Origin of the sequence: Streptomyces sp. NPDC051173, from assembly GCF_040689515.1 — a bacterium.
Lineage (GTDB): Bacteria > Actinomycetota > Actinomycetes > Streptomycetales > Streptomycetaceae > Streptomyces.
Window position 1 is genome coordinate 1 of record NZ_JBFBBD010000051.1, and the last position, 13,766, is coordinate 13,766.

The 13,766-nt window shown below is 67.4% G+C and carries 14 protein-coding genes and 3 pseudogenes; 9 read left to right on the top strand and 8 right to left on the bottom strand.

Annotated elements, in window-relative coordinates; all coding sequences use genetic code 11:
- The first annotated feature begins 209 nt into the window (after positions 1-209).
- The 4 genes from AB0435_RS23685 (at position 210) to AB0435_RS23700 (ending at position 2,079) form a co-directional block, all read left to right on the top strand.
- On the top strand, positions 210-512 hold the full coding sequence (locus AB0435_RS23685; RefSeq protein ID WP_366427898.1) for a nuclear transport factor 2 family protein: 303 nt from the start codon (positions 210-212) through the stop codon (positions 510-512).
- 44 nt (positions 513-556) lie between these two features.
- Positions 557-844 carry a DUF1330 domain-containing protein gene (locus AB0435_RS23690; protein WP_366427899.1) on the top strand — a complete coding sequence of 96 codons (288 nt, stop codon included), beginning with the start codon at positions 557-559 and terminating at the stop codon, positions 842-844.
- A gap of 93 nt (positions 845-937) precedes the next feature.
- Positions 938-1,408: a helix-turn-helix domain-containing protein gene (locus AB0435_RS23695; protein WP_366427900.1), complete on the top strand. Its 471-nt coding sequence runs from the start codon at positions 938-940 to the stop codon at positions 1,406-1,408.
- A complete protein-coding gene (locus AB0435_RS23700; protein ID WP_366427901.1) occupies positions 1,297-2,079 on the top strand; it encodes an IS630 family transposase in 783 nt (260 codons plus the stop codon). Before AB0435_RS23695 ends, AB0435_RS23700 begins: the two co-directional genes overlap by 112 nt.
- A 13-nt stretch (positions 2,080-2,092) precedes the next feature.
- On the opposite strand, the pseudogene AB0435_RS23705 reads toward AB0435_RS23700, so the two are convergent.
- Positions 2,093-2,962: pseudogene (locus AB0435_RS23705) on the bottom strand (IS481 family transposase); the annotation flags it as partial.
- On the opposite strand from AB0435_RS23705, the pseudogene AB0435_RS23710 reads away from it, so the two are divergent.
- Positions 2,963-3,773, top strand: a pseudogene (locus tag AB0435_RS23710) (IS5 family transposase); the annotation flags it as partial.
- 95 nt (positions 3,774-3,868) lie between these two features.
- On the opposite strand, the gene AB0435_RS23715 reads toward AB0435_RS23710, so the two are convergent.
- Complete coding sequence (locus AB0435_RS23715) at positions 3,869-4,081, bottom strand: hypothetical protein (RefSeq protein ID WP_366427902.1); 213 nt, start codon at positions 4,079-4,081, stop codon at positions 3,869-3,871.
- A gap of 95 nt (positions 4,082-4,176) precedes the next feature.
- Between AB0435_RS23715 and AB0435_RS23720 the strand changes: the two genes are divergently transcribed.
- Positions 4,177-4,662: an Imm21 family immunity protein gene (locus AB0435_RS23720; RefSeq protein WP_366427903.1), complete on the top strand. Its 486-nt coding sequence runs from the start codon at positions 4,177-4,179 to the stop codon at positions 4,660-4,662.
- Between the two features lie 195 nt (positions 4,663-4,857).
- A complete protein-coding gene (locus AB0435_RS23725; protein ID WP_366427904.1) occupies positions 4,858-5,757 on the top strand; it encodes an aminoglycoside phosphotransferase family protein in 900 nt (299 codons plus the stop codon).
- Positions 5,758-5,805: 48 nt separating this feature from the next.
- Here the strand turns inward: AB0435_RS23725 and AB0435_RS23730 are convergent, their stop codons facing one another.
- From AB0435_RS23730 to AB0435_RS23740, 3 genes are all read right to left on the bottom strand, one after another.
- Positions 5,806-6,057 carry a hypothetical protein gene (locus AB0435_RS23730; protein ID WP_366427905.1) on the bottom strand — a complete coding sequence of 84 codons (252 nt, stop codon included), beginning with the start codon at positions 6,055-6,057 and terminating at the stop codon, positions 5,806-5,808.
- Positions 6,058-6,107: 50 nt separating this feature from the next.
- Positions 6,108-6,458 (bottom strand): hypothetical protein, encoded by a 351-nt coding sequence (locus AB0435_RS23735; protein ID WP_366427926.1) that lies wholly within the window; start codon positions 6,456-6,458, stop codon positions 6,108-6,110.
- Positions 6,459-6,792: 334 nt separating this feature from the next.
- Complete coding sequence (locus AB0435_RS23740; protein ID WP_366427906.1) at positions 6,793-7,212, bottom strand: MarR family transcriptional regulator; 420 nt, start codon at positions 7,210-7,212, stop codon at positions 6,793-6,795.
- A 57-nt stretch (positions 7,213-7,269) separates the two neighbouring features.
- Between AB0435_RS23740 and AB0435_RS23745 the strand changes: the two genes are divergently transcribed.
- The gene (locus tag AB0435_RS23745) at positions 7,270-7,803 is read left to right on the top strand and encodes a DUF6790 family protein (RefSeq protein WP_366427907.1); all 534 of its coding nucleotides are present in this window, start codon (positions 7,270-7,272) and stop codon (positions 7,801-7,803) included.
- A 649-nt stretch (positions 7,804-8,452) separates the two neighbouring features.
- Here AB0435_RS23745 and AB0435_RS23750 read toward each other — a convergent pair.
- The 3 genes and pseudogenes from AB0435_RS23750 to AB0435_RS23760 all read right to left on the bottom strand — a co-directional run bounded on the left by AB0435_RS23750 (position 8,453) and on the right by AB0435_RS23760 (position 12,501).
- Positions 8,453-9,604 carry an acyltransferase gene (locus AB0435_RS23750; RefSeq protein ID WP_366427908.1) on the bottom strand — a complete coding sequence of 384 codons (1,152 nt, stop codon included), beginning with the start codon at positions 9,602-9,604 and terminating at the stop codon, positions 8,453-8,455.
- Between the two features lie 699 nt (positions 9,605-10,303).
- Positions 10,304-10,794 (bottom strand): annotated as a pseudogene (locus tag AB0435_RS23755) (winged helix-turn-helix domain-containing protein); the annotation flags it as partial.
- Between the two features lie 96 nt (positions 10,795-10,890).
- Complete coding sequence (locus AB0435_RS23760) at positions 10,891-12,501, bottom strand: MFS transporter (protein WP_366427925.1); 1,611 nt, start codon at positions 12,499-12,501, stop codon at positions 10,891-10,893.
- Between the two features lie 207 nt (positions 12,502-12,708).
- Here AB0435_RS23760 and AB0435_RS23765 point away from each other — a divergent pair, with 207 nt between their 5' ends.
- A complete protein-coding gene (locus AB0435_RS23765) occupies positions 12,709-13,740 on the top strand; it encodes a WYL domain-containing protein (protein ID WP_366427909.1) in 1,032 nt (343 codons plus the stop codon).
- The last annotated feature ends 26 nt before the right edge of the window (positions 13,741-13,766 follow it).

Here is a 13,766-nt window from a genome sequence, read left to right on the forward strand (position 1 = left end):
CCAGACTCGACCGGCACACCGCCGATCACCCAGAAGAATCCTCCGCCGCCCCAGCCGCATGATCAACCCCCGAAGGATTTACGACGCAGACCACTAAGGGGCCGTGTTCGGGGTGCCATGACCTGTGAGGTCATGGACCGGAGGACCGGCCCGGGCCAGGATTCCGGACATCAGCCGATCAAGACGAACGGGAGAAGGACATGAAGGATATGAAGGACATCGTCCAGCAATACCTGGCCACCTGGAACACGACCGGTGACGAGCGGGCGACGTTGCTCTCCGAGCATTGGTCGCCCGAGGCGACCTACACCGACCCGATGGCCGAGGTTTCCGGCCACGAGGGGATCGCGGCGGTTGTCGACGGCGTCCAGGCGCAGTTTCCGGGGTTTGTGTTCAGCCAGGTCGGTGAGGCCGACGCCCACCATCGTCAGATGCGATTCCGCTGGGGCCTGGGTCCGGAAGGAGCCGAGCCGCTGGTGATCGGATTCGACGTCCTGGTGCTGGACGAGTAGGGCCTGATCAAGGACGTGCGCGGTTTCCTGGACAAGGTGCCGGCATGACGGCGCCGCGTGGGTACGCGATCGGCTATCTGAAGAATGTCGAGATCGGCCCGGAAATCGCGAAGTACACCGAGCGGGTCGAGGCCACGACGGCACCGTACGGCGGTCAATTCCTCGTGTACGGCGGACAGTTCGTCGGGGGATGGGACCTGGTACGGCGACATTGTCATGCTGGAGTTCCCCGATCCGGCCAGCGCGCTGTAGTGGTACAAGTCGTCGGACTATCAGCGATCCTGCTGCTCCGCACCGAGTATGCGACGTCGATGGTTGCACTGGTCAGTTGACTGCACTAGTAGATCGTCGCTGCTTAGCTGTGTGATGTCTGGGAGGCTGGTGGGTGTCAGGTTCCAACCCCCTTGCCAGGCAGGATGGTCGTGATGGGTTCGCAGAAGAAGCGGCCGGTCAGGTTGACTACGCGGGATCGTGAGGAGTTGGTCCGGCTGACCAGGACGGGCGTTCATCCAGCGTCGATGATCATGCGTGCGCGGGTGCTGCTCGCGCTGGACACCTCGGTGGGTGAGGTGGACCCGGGAGAGGTGATCGCGGCGCGGCTCGGTGTTTCCGGTGAGACGTTGCGGCTGGTCGCCAGGCGTTTCGCCGAGACCGGTGGCGATTTTCACGCCACGATCAGCCGGAAGAAGCGTGACCTGCCGCCGGTTCCCTCACCGGTGACCGGGGAGGTCGAGGCCCGGCTGATCGCGATGGCCTGCTCCCAGCCGCCCTCCGGCTATACACGGTGGTCGCTTCGGCTGCTGGAGAAGCATGTCGCGCTGGTCGAGGACATCCCCGATCTGGACCACTCCACCATCGGACGGATCCTAAAAAAACGGAACTGCGCCCTCACCTGAAGAAATGCTGGACCATCCCACCCCGGGCGGACGCACAGTTCACAGCCCGGATGGAAGACGTCCTGGCCGTCTACGCCCGCCCCTATGACCCGGCACGCCCGGTGGTGTGCATGGACGAGAAGCCCTACCAGCTCCTCGACCACGCCCGCACCCCACTCCCCGCCCGCCCCGGCAACGACGCCCGCCAGGACAGCGAATACATCCGCTGCGGCACCTGCTCCATCTTCGTATGGACCGAACCCCTACGCGGATGGCGCCGCACCCAGGCCCTGACCCGACGGACCCGGACCGACTGGGCCGGCCAGGTCAAGCGGCTACTGAAGGTGGACTACCCCGACGCCGAGACCGTGGTGCTGGTGATGGACAACCTCAACACCCACAACATCGCCTCCTTGTATGAGGCATTCGAACCGCAAGAAGCCTTCGCCCTGGCCCAACGCCTCGAGATCCACCACACGCCCAAACACGGCTCATGGCTCAACATCGCGGAGATCGAACTCTCCGCACTCACCCGGCAATGCCTCGACCGCCGCATCGGCGACCTCGACACACTCAACGCCGAACTCACGTCCTGGCAGAACGCCACCAACACCGACCAACGCCAGGTGAACTGGCAATTCACCACCCACGATGCACGCATCAAACTGCGTCACCTCTATCCCAAGCATTAGCAGCGACGATCTACTAGGTGTATTGACCCGTGAGGTTGGGGACGCGGCTGGAGGGTGACTGGCCCTTGAGCGCGGTGTGTCCGCGGTGGTGATTGTAGGTGTGCAGCCAGGCTGGGTATGCGGCGCGTCGCTCGGTCTCGCTCTGGTAGGGCCTGGCGTAGGCCCATTCGTCCAGGAGGGTGCGGTTGAAGCGTTCCACCTTCCCGTTGGTCTGGGGCCGGTAGGGCCGGGTGCGCTTGTGTGAAATCCCCTGCTCCGTAAGGCAGTTGCGCCACATGTGGCTCTTGTAGCAGGCGCCGTTGTCGGTCAGGACGCGTTCGACGGTGATCCCGGCCTGGGCGAAGAAGGCGTGGGCTCGGTTCCAGAAGGCGACGGCGGTCTCCTTCTTCTCGTCGGTGAGGATCTCGCTGTAGGCGAGGCGGGAGTGGTCGTCGACGGCGTTGTGGAGGTAGCTGTAGCCGGCGCCGGAGCGGGTCTTGCGGCCTGCCTGACGTCCGAGGGTCTTGTGTCCGCCGCCGTCGGGGATGTTGCCGAGCTTCTTGATGTCGACGTGCACCAGCTCGCCGGGCTTCTCGCGTTCGTAGCGGCGGATGACGCGGCCGGTGGCGCGGTCCAGGTGGGTCAGGCGGGCGAGGCGGTAGCGGGTCAGGACGCGGTGGACGGTCGCGGGGTTCAGGCCCAGGAGGTAGGCGATGCGGGCCGGTCCCCAGCGGCGCAGGACGCGGACCTTGATGATGCGCCGCTCGGTGCGGGTCGGGGTTTGGGACGGGCTGGTGTGGGGGCGCGAGGACCGGTCGGTCATGCCTGCCTCGCCCAGCTCGCGGTAGCGGCCGGCCCACCGCTGGGCCGTGGTCGGTGAGACCTGGAAGCGCTCGGCGGCCCGGGCCGTTTCCGGGTGTGGAGGGATGCGGGCGTCTTCACCGCACTGCTGGAGGGCCTGATCTCCGAGGCCGCCCGCCGGGGTGAGACGGACCTGTCCCTGGTCAGCGTGGACTCCACGGCCGTCCACGCTCACCACGATGCAGCCGGGATGCGTATTGGCAAGGAGATCCTGGACGCCCTGGAGGGAGCCGCCGCCGATCAGGAGCGGGCCCGGCAAAAGGGGGCGGCCCGCAGGGACAGAACGGTCAGGACGGCGGGAACAGCGCCGAACAGGAAGAACGGCGACGCGTGCGGCGGCGCCGCAGACTCCGCTTGAGCGAGGCCCGGCTCGGCAGGTCCCGGGGTGGGCTGACCAGTAGAATTCCAGCTCTCCGCGGATCGCAGGCCGACCGCTGTCGCTCGTGCTGACCGCAGGGCAGGCCGCCGACAGCCCGCAGTTTGTCCCTGTGCTGGGGAAGGTCCGGGTCCGTCTGCCCGCCGGGCGTCCCCGCACCCGGCCCGGAGCCGTCGCCGTGGACAGGGCCTACTCCTCCCGCGGTAACCGCTTCTGCCTGCGGCAACGCGGCATCAAGGCGGTCATCCCGGAGAAGAAGGACCAGGCCGCGAACCGGAAGAAGAAGGACAGCCGGGGCGGCCGGCCCGTCAGCCACGACACCGGTCTCTACAAAGAGCGCAACACCGTCGAGCGCCTGATCAACAAGCTGAAGGCCTGGCGAGGCATCGCGACCCGGCACGACAAGAGACCCGAGAGCTACCTTGCCGGCCTCCACCTCCGCGCCTCGATGATCTGGATCAACGACCTCCTCAAGACACCTGGCGGATCACAACCTCACACAGTCCCTAACTCGGGCCCCGGCTCGACGGGGCGGCGGTGGTTCAAGAGCATGCGGATGTGCATGACACTCCTTCACTTCATCGAGATCTGATTGACGGACGGGTACGGCTGCCTCGGGTGGGGGCCGTGGTTGCGGGCCCCGCGCCGTCGCTGCCGTGGCTGGTGGTGGATGCGGCCGGCGGCCTGGTGGTCCGTCTGACCGAAGATGTGATCGGCAAGGTTGTGGCTGACCGTGAGAACTACCCACATCGTTCCGAACGTCGCGACCTGCTCGATGCTCGTCACCGGGCACCCCCGGCCAGCACGGGCACGAGATCGCTCTGTCCGAGCCAGCGCATACGCTGTCGCGACGCAGCAAAGACTTTCGAACTGGAGACGGCATGTCCTTGATGTGGCTGGAGACGGAGGGCAGCCCGTTCGTCGTGGTCCCGCGCGATGCGCTGCCGTACTGGTCGGGAACGGAAGGGGACCACTACGACCGGGCCTGCGAGGTGACGGACCTCGTCGACGTCCTCGAACTGCCCGACGGAGCCGAGGCGCTGATCCTGGCGGACGAACCGCTCGCCACCGCCTACCTTCCCGAGCATCAAGTCCTCGCCCGCTGGTGCTACGCGGAGAGCACAGAGGACGCCGCCGACATCATCACGACCAGGCTGGGCACCGCCGAGTGGGAGGAAGGCCCCGTTCTGCGCACCGCGGGCGAGCTCGTCATGTTCGACGCCGCGTACTTCGGCACCGAGGTCGGAATCCTGGTCGACAGCGCCACTCTCGATCTCGGTGTCGGCAGCTATCGGGTGGACTCGGCAAGCATCGAGCCCGACGATCACACGTGCTTTCGCCTGCACCGATTCGTCGAGTTGAGCTGACGCATCGTTGGTGCAGAGAGAAGGTCGAGGGGGTACCGGACACCCATCGCGCCATCGGCAAGATCCCGCAGCTGTTCCCAATGCCTCAGCCAGGTAGGCGACTCCTGCAATCACTACGTAGGGTGTGTTGCGAAAGTGATGCTGCCGGGAAAAGCGTTTGACGCTCGTCGTCGTCCGGCGGTCGGATGACATGTCATGAGCACAGGGCAGATGCATCCCGGCACGCACCCTATCGACGATGACCTTGTACGGCGGCTGATCGCCGGGCAGTTCCCGCAGTGGGCGGGGCTCGCGGTGGAACGATTTCTGTCCGGCGGTACCGTCAATGCCATGTATCGGCTGGGCAATGACAAGGTCGTACGGCTGCCACTGGTGCAAGGTGGGGCCAACGACGTAGCGATGGAACGGACGTGGCTGCCCCGGCTCGCGCCCCACCTGCCCATCCCCATCCCCGAGGTGCTCGGGGATGGGGAGCCCGCCGAAGGGTATCCGTGGCCGTGGTCGGTGTACCGGTGGCTGGCGGGGGAGAATCCCGAGGCGGGGGCGTTGAGCGATCCTCTCCTGCTGGCCGGGGATCTGGCCGCATTTGTGGCAGCGATGCGGAGCATCACCTTGCCGGGTGCGCCGCAGGCCCATCGCGGCGGACCGGTCGCCTCCCTCGACGCGGAGACCCGGGCAGCGATCGAGGGGCTGCGCAGGATCCCGCAAGAGGGCGTCGACTGCGACGCTGCCGCCACCGTATGGGAGGAGACACTGCGGGCCCCGGGCTGGGACGGCCCGCCGGTGTGGCTGCATGCCGACCTCATGCCGGGCAACCTGCTGGTGGACGGAGGCAGGCTGACCTCGGTCATCGACTTCGGGTGCCTGGGCGCGGGCGATCCGGCGTGCGATCTGTTCCCGGCGTGGAATCTGTTGCCGGCCGATGCGAGGGAAGTCTTCCGCGAGGCGCTGGGCGTGGACGACGCGACCTGGATCCGCGGACGGGGACGGACGCTCTCGCAGGCGCTGATCGCGCTGCCGTACTACCGCAAGACGAATCCGGCGATGGCGCACAACGCCCGGCAGGTGATCCGGACGGTGTTGGGAGGGGGCTGAGGCGCGAAGCCGCCGTGAGTAGGCCGAATGCGCGATGGGCCTGCTCAACTACTCGTAGACGGTCGCCGCGCTCAGGGCTCGTGCGATGAAGGTCCAGTCGCCGCCAGCCGGAAGCTCCTTGCCGAAGTTCCGGTACCAGCCGTCCGAGTCTTCCATCCATGAAGCGAGGGCTTGGAAGAAGCGGTCCAGGGTTTGATTCTCCCAGTCATGCCCTCGGCGGAGGTAGTTCTGGTGCAGGTCACGGACGAAGGCGACCAGCTCTTCGCGGCTGTGTATCTCATCTTCAGGGGTGAGCGGCATGGGAGAAACCTAGCGTGCGGTGAGGGAGACGATCGTAGACCGGGGTCAGATCACGAGGAGTATGCGGCGGCGGAGCAGGTCGAGGTTGGCGCGGCGTAGCCTTGCCGCTTGAGAAGCTTGATGCGTGTCACGTGGCCTTCGGCCTGGCCTGAGCTCCAGGGGGTGGACAAGGTGACGGCGTCGAAGTCGCGGCGCATGCCGTTGACCAGGAAGTGCTGGGAAGGCAGCTCGTCTTCGAGGACGCGGTCTGTCCAGGCGGGCAGCTGGTCGCCGAGGAGGTCCCGCATGATGACGGCGAAGTGGCGGACATGGCGTGCGGCGGCGTCGATGTGCGGACCGGCGGCCCTGGTCTCCTTGAGCTCGGCTGCGTCCGTAGCCGGCAGGTGGCCAGGGATCGTCATGATTCAGCGGACGACGCGCCGGGGTCTCGGTGCCGGCAGGGGTGCTGGACGAGGCGCTGGTGTGTGCCTCGTCCTGGGGCGGCGGGGTTCTTGGAACGGGCGGACGCACGGGACGTCTCCTGTGAATCCCTGCTCGCGCAGTTCGCGGTGGAGCTGGGGAATGTCGTGGCACCCTCGGTCACAGTCGGGGCAGGTAGGTCAGGCGGGTAGTCAGTAGTGAGGCGTGTAAGGGTTGCTCCGGCGGCCGCCAGGGACCACACCATGGGTAAACACCTGTGCCGGAAGGGGAAGCCGCCAGTGGAGATCGCGTTGCGTGACCACGGCGATTGCGGGTTCAGGACGGTTCAAGGAGCTGCGCCAGCAGGGCGGTGTCGCGCAGATACCGCTCGTAGGGGAAGCCGGCTTCGAGCAGGGTGTTGCGCAGCTCGTCGTAGAGCGGTTTTCCGGTGTCGTGGAAGGCCTTGCGGCCGGCGTCGGTGATGCCGACCAGCCGTCGCCGGCCGTGGTCGGGATCGGGGCGGACCTGTACGAGCCCGGCCGCTTCCAGCGGGCGCAGTGCCCGGCTGATCGCTGGATCGGATACCGACAGCGCCTGTGCCAGCTGGTGCTGGGTCACCGGCTGGATGTCCTCCAGTGTTCCCAGCAGCCGCATCTGGCTGTAACTCAGGCCGGCGGGGCCGTCGTCGCGCTGCCGCGCGGCCTCCCCGAGCAGGAACACCACACGATGCAGCAAGTCGGCCAGTCCGTCATCCATGATCCGAGCGTACCAGAGTCTTGCGAGGTTAATATTAACCATGCAAGACTTGTGGGTATGGTCAAGATTTCATACGTCGCGCAGTCCGCTTTCCCCCTGGTCTGGGTACTGGTGGCGGTCTTAGGCGCGCTGATCCGCACCCGGCACGGCCCCTCCCGTCAAGCGGCACTGGAAACCTGGCAGCGGTGTTGGGCCGTCGCCGCACTCGGCTGCGGGAGCCTGTGGATGACGATCGCGTTCGTCACCGTCCCGGACGTGATGGCCACCGCGATCGGCTTCAACCGGACCCCGTTCGAGTTCGAGATCGCCTTCGCCAACCTCGGGCTCGCCGTCATGGGCTTCCGCGCCGCCTCTCCCTCGGCCACGGCCCGCGAGCGCATCACCATCGGCCTGGGCGCCGGCATGTTCCTCTGGGGCGCGGCGATCGGCCACGTCTACCAGTGGTTCGCCAACGGCGACCACGCTCCGGGCAACACCGGCGGAGTCCTGGTCTGCGACCTGCTCTTCCCCGTAGTCATGATCATCCTCGCCCGCCGCTCGCGACGCCTGCCCACAGCCGAGCAGCAGCCCGCCACCACAGCCCTCGCCTGACGCCCCGCCGGGCGCTCACCGTTCGCGAGCGCCCGAGCCGGCACTGCGCGCCGCCTCGCAGTGCCGTCGGCTCGACCCCGTAGGCCAACTTCCTTCTGACCGGAACGAAGTGGGAGCGCCTCGCGGCGTCCCGTAAGTGTCATGCGCGCCTGACAACCCGCTGCTATCTGTGGGGGTGTGTGCCCGAGCAGCACTCGCCTGACGCCTTGTCAGCGCCCGAGGTAACGTCTGCGGGGCCGACCGCCACTCCGAGCCAACGCGCGCGTTGATGGTTGATGATGGCAGAGGCAGAACGCGGCAAGGACGTTTCCGGGCTACGAATGGCAGAGACCATCCCAGTCGAGGCGATGGTCACTCCAGCGGCGGCCATCGATCCGGTCCCGGCGTATCGGCCTGTGTCCCGGGCCGGGACTGGCACGGGGACGGGGACGGCCTGGTGGCCCAGGCGCTATGGGACAAGGTCATCGTCATCGGGGCCGGCATCTACTCTGTTCGCCGGTCAGGTACTGCGAGTGCTCGCGTGGCCGCCCACCACCCCCGGTTCCGCTGCTCCCGAGAGGTGGCCACACAGGATCGGACTGATTCTGTGAGCTGTGTGTCAGTTCGTTCCCTGGTGCCACGGGATCTCTTGGCGGGACCTGAAGCAGAGCTACCAGGGTGTGCTGTGGCGGCGTGGTGAGCTGAAGCGGTGCATCATGGGGCGCTCGACGAGGGTGTGCAGCAGGACTGCGGCGAGGATGCTGGCGCCGAGGCCGAGCAGCAGCAGTCCGATGCCGGCGGGCACGCTGTAGACCTTGTCGGCGCCGAGTTGCCGTCGGCCCCAGATCAGCAGCACGCCGTGCACCAGATAGAAAGCGTAGGAGATCTCGCCGAGCCAGACGGCGGGGCGGCTGCCCATCAGGCCGGTGCGGCCGTTGAGGTCGGCGGTGGCGGCCGCGGGGATGAGCAGGGCCAGCGGGACGATGGTCAGGGCGTTGAGGCCGTAGAGGTACGGCAGTTGCGTACCCGCGAGGTAGGCGACGAGTACCAGCGAGGCGGCGGGGAGAGGGGAGAGCCGGATCCAGCGGCCGCTCAGGACGATCCGGGCGAGCAGCATGCCGAGGAGGAAGTCGAGGGCGCGGACCGGCGGAAAGGCGTAGATGAGCCAGAACTGGGTGAGTCCTGCGGGCTGGCCGTCGGGCATTGCAGGTGTGCCGGGTACGGCGAGGGCGACGGTCAGGGTGACGGCGACGATGGCGGCCATGGTTCCGGCCGCCGACGGCCACAGCCGTACGGGACGGATCTTCCTGATGGTGCGCAGCAGGAGTGGGAAGCCCAGGTAGAAGAAGGCCTCGCAGGCCAGTGACCAGCTTGGCGGATTGCCGCTGAAGAGGGTCTTGTACCGCGGCCACCATGTCTGCACCAGCAGCAGGTTGGGGACCACGTCCTCCCAGCGGAACGCCGGCACGATGAGGATCGCGGCCAGGAGGAAGGCGACGAAGTGGTTGGGGTAGATCTTCACCAGGCGACGACGCAGGAAGCGGCGGGTGGTGTCGTGTGGCCGCGCGGCCATGGTCAGGACGAAGCCACTGAGGACGAAGAAGAACGACACGCCCATCTGGCCGGTGTTGACGGACAGACCGTGCAGGACGCTGACCACGCCGGGATCGGCGAAGACGTCGGTGTAGATGGCGTGGCGCAGGAAGACCAGGGCGGCGGCGACGAAGCGCAGCCCGGTCAGGGAGGGCAGTCGGGAGCCGGCTGCGGGGGACCGTGCTGGGGGTGTCCTGCCATCGCGTTCGGTGGTGTGCTGCACCGTCATAATGCTCGGCTCCCGTCCCTGCCACTGGTGCTGCCGATCAGCCGGCGGCACCGCAGCGGCTGTTCGCTTGTTCGCGTGTGTTCTCTCTGCTCGGTGGGTGATTCCGTGTGCGTTGACGTGCGTTGAACAGGCTGGAGTGGCCGGGAGTTGTCCGGAAGCCCTGACCGGAGGGGACGGACAACCGGACAACCGGACCTGTGCTCTAGCCGGAGATCATGTGGCGGGGCCGGGGCGGGCCGTTGAGCGGGCGATGCCGGGCGCCGCGTACGGTGGTGGGCGCGGGGGACCAAGGTGCAATGGCTTGTCCAGTGAGTGACTCTGTCGGAGATCTTGAGAATCCTCAGCGAATGGGCGTGATCAACCGGCATGTTCGGCTCGGTTTCGAAGGTGAACGAATGTTATTGAGGTGCCTGGCGTGCGTCCTCGCTCTGGTATGCAGATTCCCGTCCTGACCGCGCAGGGCGCCCGAGTGTGCAATCCCCGCGGGACCACGGCGATGTGGGTACGCGACCGGTTGGACTGACTGCGGCGGGATGAGGACTTCGAAGCTTGGCACCCGTGCGACGGACGCCCCGGGTTATCGCCCGCCCATCTCGCCACTATTTGTGTCCTGCAGTTCCTGCTGAGCATGTCGGATCGGCAGGCGGAGGAGGCGGTGCGGTGCCGCCTCGGCGTCAAATACGCCCTCGCGCTGGAACCGGAGCGGATGCCGACCTGGCTGGCGAAGAGATCTCGCCGCCGTCCTTCCTCGCCTTCACCCGGATCTTCGGCCAGGTCTCCTGGTGTCAGCGCCGGACGGCCTCCGGGTCCTGTTCCACAGCCCGCTTGTCCGGACGCTGGAAGGACAGCCCCCACCGCCTCAAGTGCTTGCCCACCCCCGGTTCGGTCAGCCTCACCCGGTACAGGTTCGTGATCAGCTCGCCCACCAGCCGCCGCGTCCACAACTGACCGGAAAGCCCCATGTCACAGGGCCGGTGATCGGGGGCCGTCTGCCGCACGGCAGCCTGCTCGGCCTCCCCGAGCACCTGACGCACCCCGGCAGGCCTACCGCGCGACCGCGTCACCAGCGCCTCCCGCCCACCGGCCTGCCACTTCGCCCACCATTGGTCGACAGCCTTCAGCGACACTCCGAACACCGCCGCCACATTCTCACGGTCCCTCCCCGCCACCAACGCCGCCACCGCCCGCAAACGCAGAGCCTCCTGCGCCGACGGCGACAGCTGCCGCGCGTCCCCCACCAGATCGCTCACACCCTTGCAGCGACCCAGGACCCGAACCGTTTCGGATCAGTAGGAGGCGGGAGCCTGCTGGTCGTTGGCGCCGGTGTCCGGCGCCCCGCCGGGAGCGTTTTCGCCGCCCCACTGCTGGGCGTCCGGCTTGCGCTGGGGGACGAGGAAAGTCGCCAGCATTCCGAGCACCAGCAGTGCGGCGCAGGTGTAGCCGTTGATCTGGACCCCGTAGGACATGGCATCGCGGGCGGCGTCGGCGGCCGATGCCGTCCCGGGGTTCTGGCTCAGCCCGGAGATCATCGCGCCCGCGCTGTCGGAGACCGCCGAGGACAGCTCTTTCGCTCCGGGCGTTCCCTGCTGGGCAAGCCGGTCGGACAGGTCGGACTCCAGCGCCGTGAAGAACGTCGACGTCAGGATCGCGATGCCGAGCGCGGAGCCGAGCTGACGCGCGGCGCTCTGGATTCCCGAACCCTGGCCGGCCTGCCGCGGCGGTACGTCCGCCAGGACAACGTTGGTGACCTGCGCGGTGGCGAAGCCGACCCCCATGCCGTACAGGAACAGGGCGACTCCGATGACCCACCACTGGGAGTCGCTGCTCGCCAGCAGGCCGAACATCAGCAGACCAGCGGCTTCGAGCACCAGGCCGATGCGGACCAGGCCGATGGGACCGGTCTTCTCGGCCATGCCGAAGCTCGCACCGCTCGCGAAGAAGCTGCCGACCGCGACGACCAAGACCATCAGGCCGGTCTGGACCACGGAATATCCCAGGGTGTACTGAAGCCACAGGGGCAGCACGGCGAGGATGCCGAACTCGGCCAGCGCGATGATCAGCGTCGCGATGTTACCCGTACTGAAGGACTTGATGCCGAACAGTGAGGTGTCCATCAGCGGCGCCGTGCCGTTCTTCCGCGTCAGCCGGACCTGCAGTTGGAGGAAGAGCGCGAGGCTCACCACGGAGATGGCCAGGGCGACCGGGACGACCGACAGGTTCACCCCGTCCCCGAAGGGACCGAAGCTCTTGTGTGCCTCCCACCACCCGTAGTTGCGTCCCTCGATCAGGCCGAAGGCGAGAAGTCCGAGACCCAGCACCGACAGCACACCGCCGACGGCGTCGATCCTGCCCGACTGCCGGGGGGACTGCTGAAGGAACCTCATGACGCCCGCAAGGATCAGTACCACGACGAAGATGTTGATGCCGAAGGCCCACCGCCAGGAGTACTCGGCGAGCCAGCCGCCCAGCAACGGTCCGACAGCCGCGGCCGCACCGATCGTGGACCCCCAGATGGCGAAGGCCTTGCCGCGGTCGGGACCCCGGAAGGTCATGTTGAGCAGGGCCAGCGACGTCGGCATGACGATCGCACCGCCGATGCCCTGCACGAACCGGCTGATGATCAGGAATTCCCCGGTGGGCGACACCGCCGCGGCGATGCTCGCCAGCCCGAAGACCACGGTGCCGACGACGAACAGGCGGCGTGCTCCCACGATGTCCGAAAGGCGCCCCATCAGCAGCAGCAGAGCGGCCAGGATGATCGCGTAGGACTCCTGGACCCACTGGGCGCCGAACGCCGAGATCTTCAGGTCGTCGATGATCGGCGGCATCACCACGTTGACGATGGTGAAGTCCACGACCACCAGCGACACACCGAGGGAAATCGCGACCAAACCCAGCCAAGCGTCCCGATTGGCCGATGAGGACCGAGTTGGATTTTGAGACACTGCGTTCTTCCGTTCTTCTCGATGCAACGCACCCGGTGGAACGCCGAGGGCGAAATACTGGAGCAGGAGGGGACGTGTGCCGCCCCTGAAGCAGAGGCACCATCGCAGGAGAAGAGGACGCGTGTTGACCTCTACTGACCTCGATCCGGAGGGCAATTCGTGATCGCCAACCGCACACTGGAACTCCTCAGCCTGCTTCAGGCACAGAAGGAGTGGACCGGCGACGGGCTGGCCGAGCGGCTGGGCGTGTCCCCGCGAACCGTCCGCCGCGACATCAACCGGCTCCGCGAACTGGGGTATCCCGTCACGGCTACGAAAGGCCCCTCCGGTTACTACCGGCTGTCCCGCGGGGCGCGTTTGCCTCCGCTGATCGTCGATGACGAGCAGGCCATCGCCATCGCGCTGTCCCTCCAGACGGCGCCTGCCTCCGTGGCCGGCATGGGCGACGCCACGAAGCGCGCGCTGAACTCCATCAGGGAACTCCTGCCGCCCCACCTGGCCCGCCGCCTCGCGACCTTCTCCATCGAACAGATCGAGAACGCCTGGGAGCTGGCCCCGCCCCAGGTCGATCCCGGGCTGGTGGCGCAACTGAGCGCCGCCGCGCAGCAACGGGAGCTCGTGAGGTTCTCCTACCGGTCCATCGAGCTCGACGAGATGGACGACAGCGAGGTCCTCGCCGAACCCCACCGGCTCGTCGTCTGGTCCGGACGCTGGTACATGGTGGCCTACGACCAGCGCGGGAACTCCTGGCACGCCTACCGGCTCGACCGCATCGGGCAGATGGCCCCCACCGGGTGGCGCTTCAGCCAGCGGGACGTCCCCGAGAGGGACATCACCCGCTTCGTCCAGAGCCAGCCCGACCGCGGCGACACCCCGGACACCTGGCCCTGCTGGGGCACCGTCCTGATGGAGTGCCCCGCGGCGCTGGTGGCGAAGTGGGCCCCGGGCGCGGCGAGTTTCGAAGCGGTCGACGAGCGGATCACCCGGATACGGATGGGGGCCTGGTCGTGGTCGGCGCTCATCGGCTTCCTGGTCACCTTCAGCTGCCGGTTCACTGTCGAGAGCCCGCCCGAACTCGCCGAGGCGGCCCGCCGCGTGATGGGACGCATCGACGTCGACATCCCCCCGACCGACGAGCACGCCGGACCTCCGGCCCGCACGCCCGTCCGGCCGGGCAAACCGGCCCTGTGATCGCGCACACGGTGTGTTCATCAACC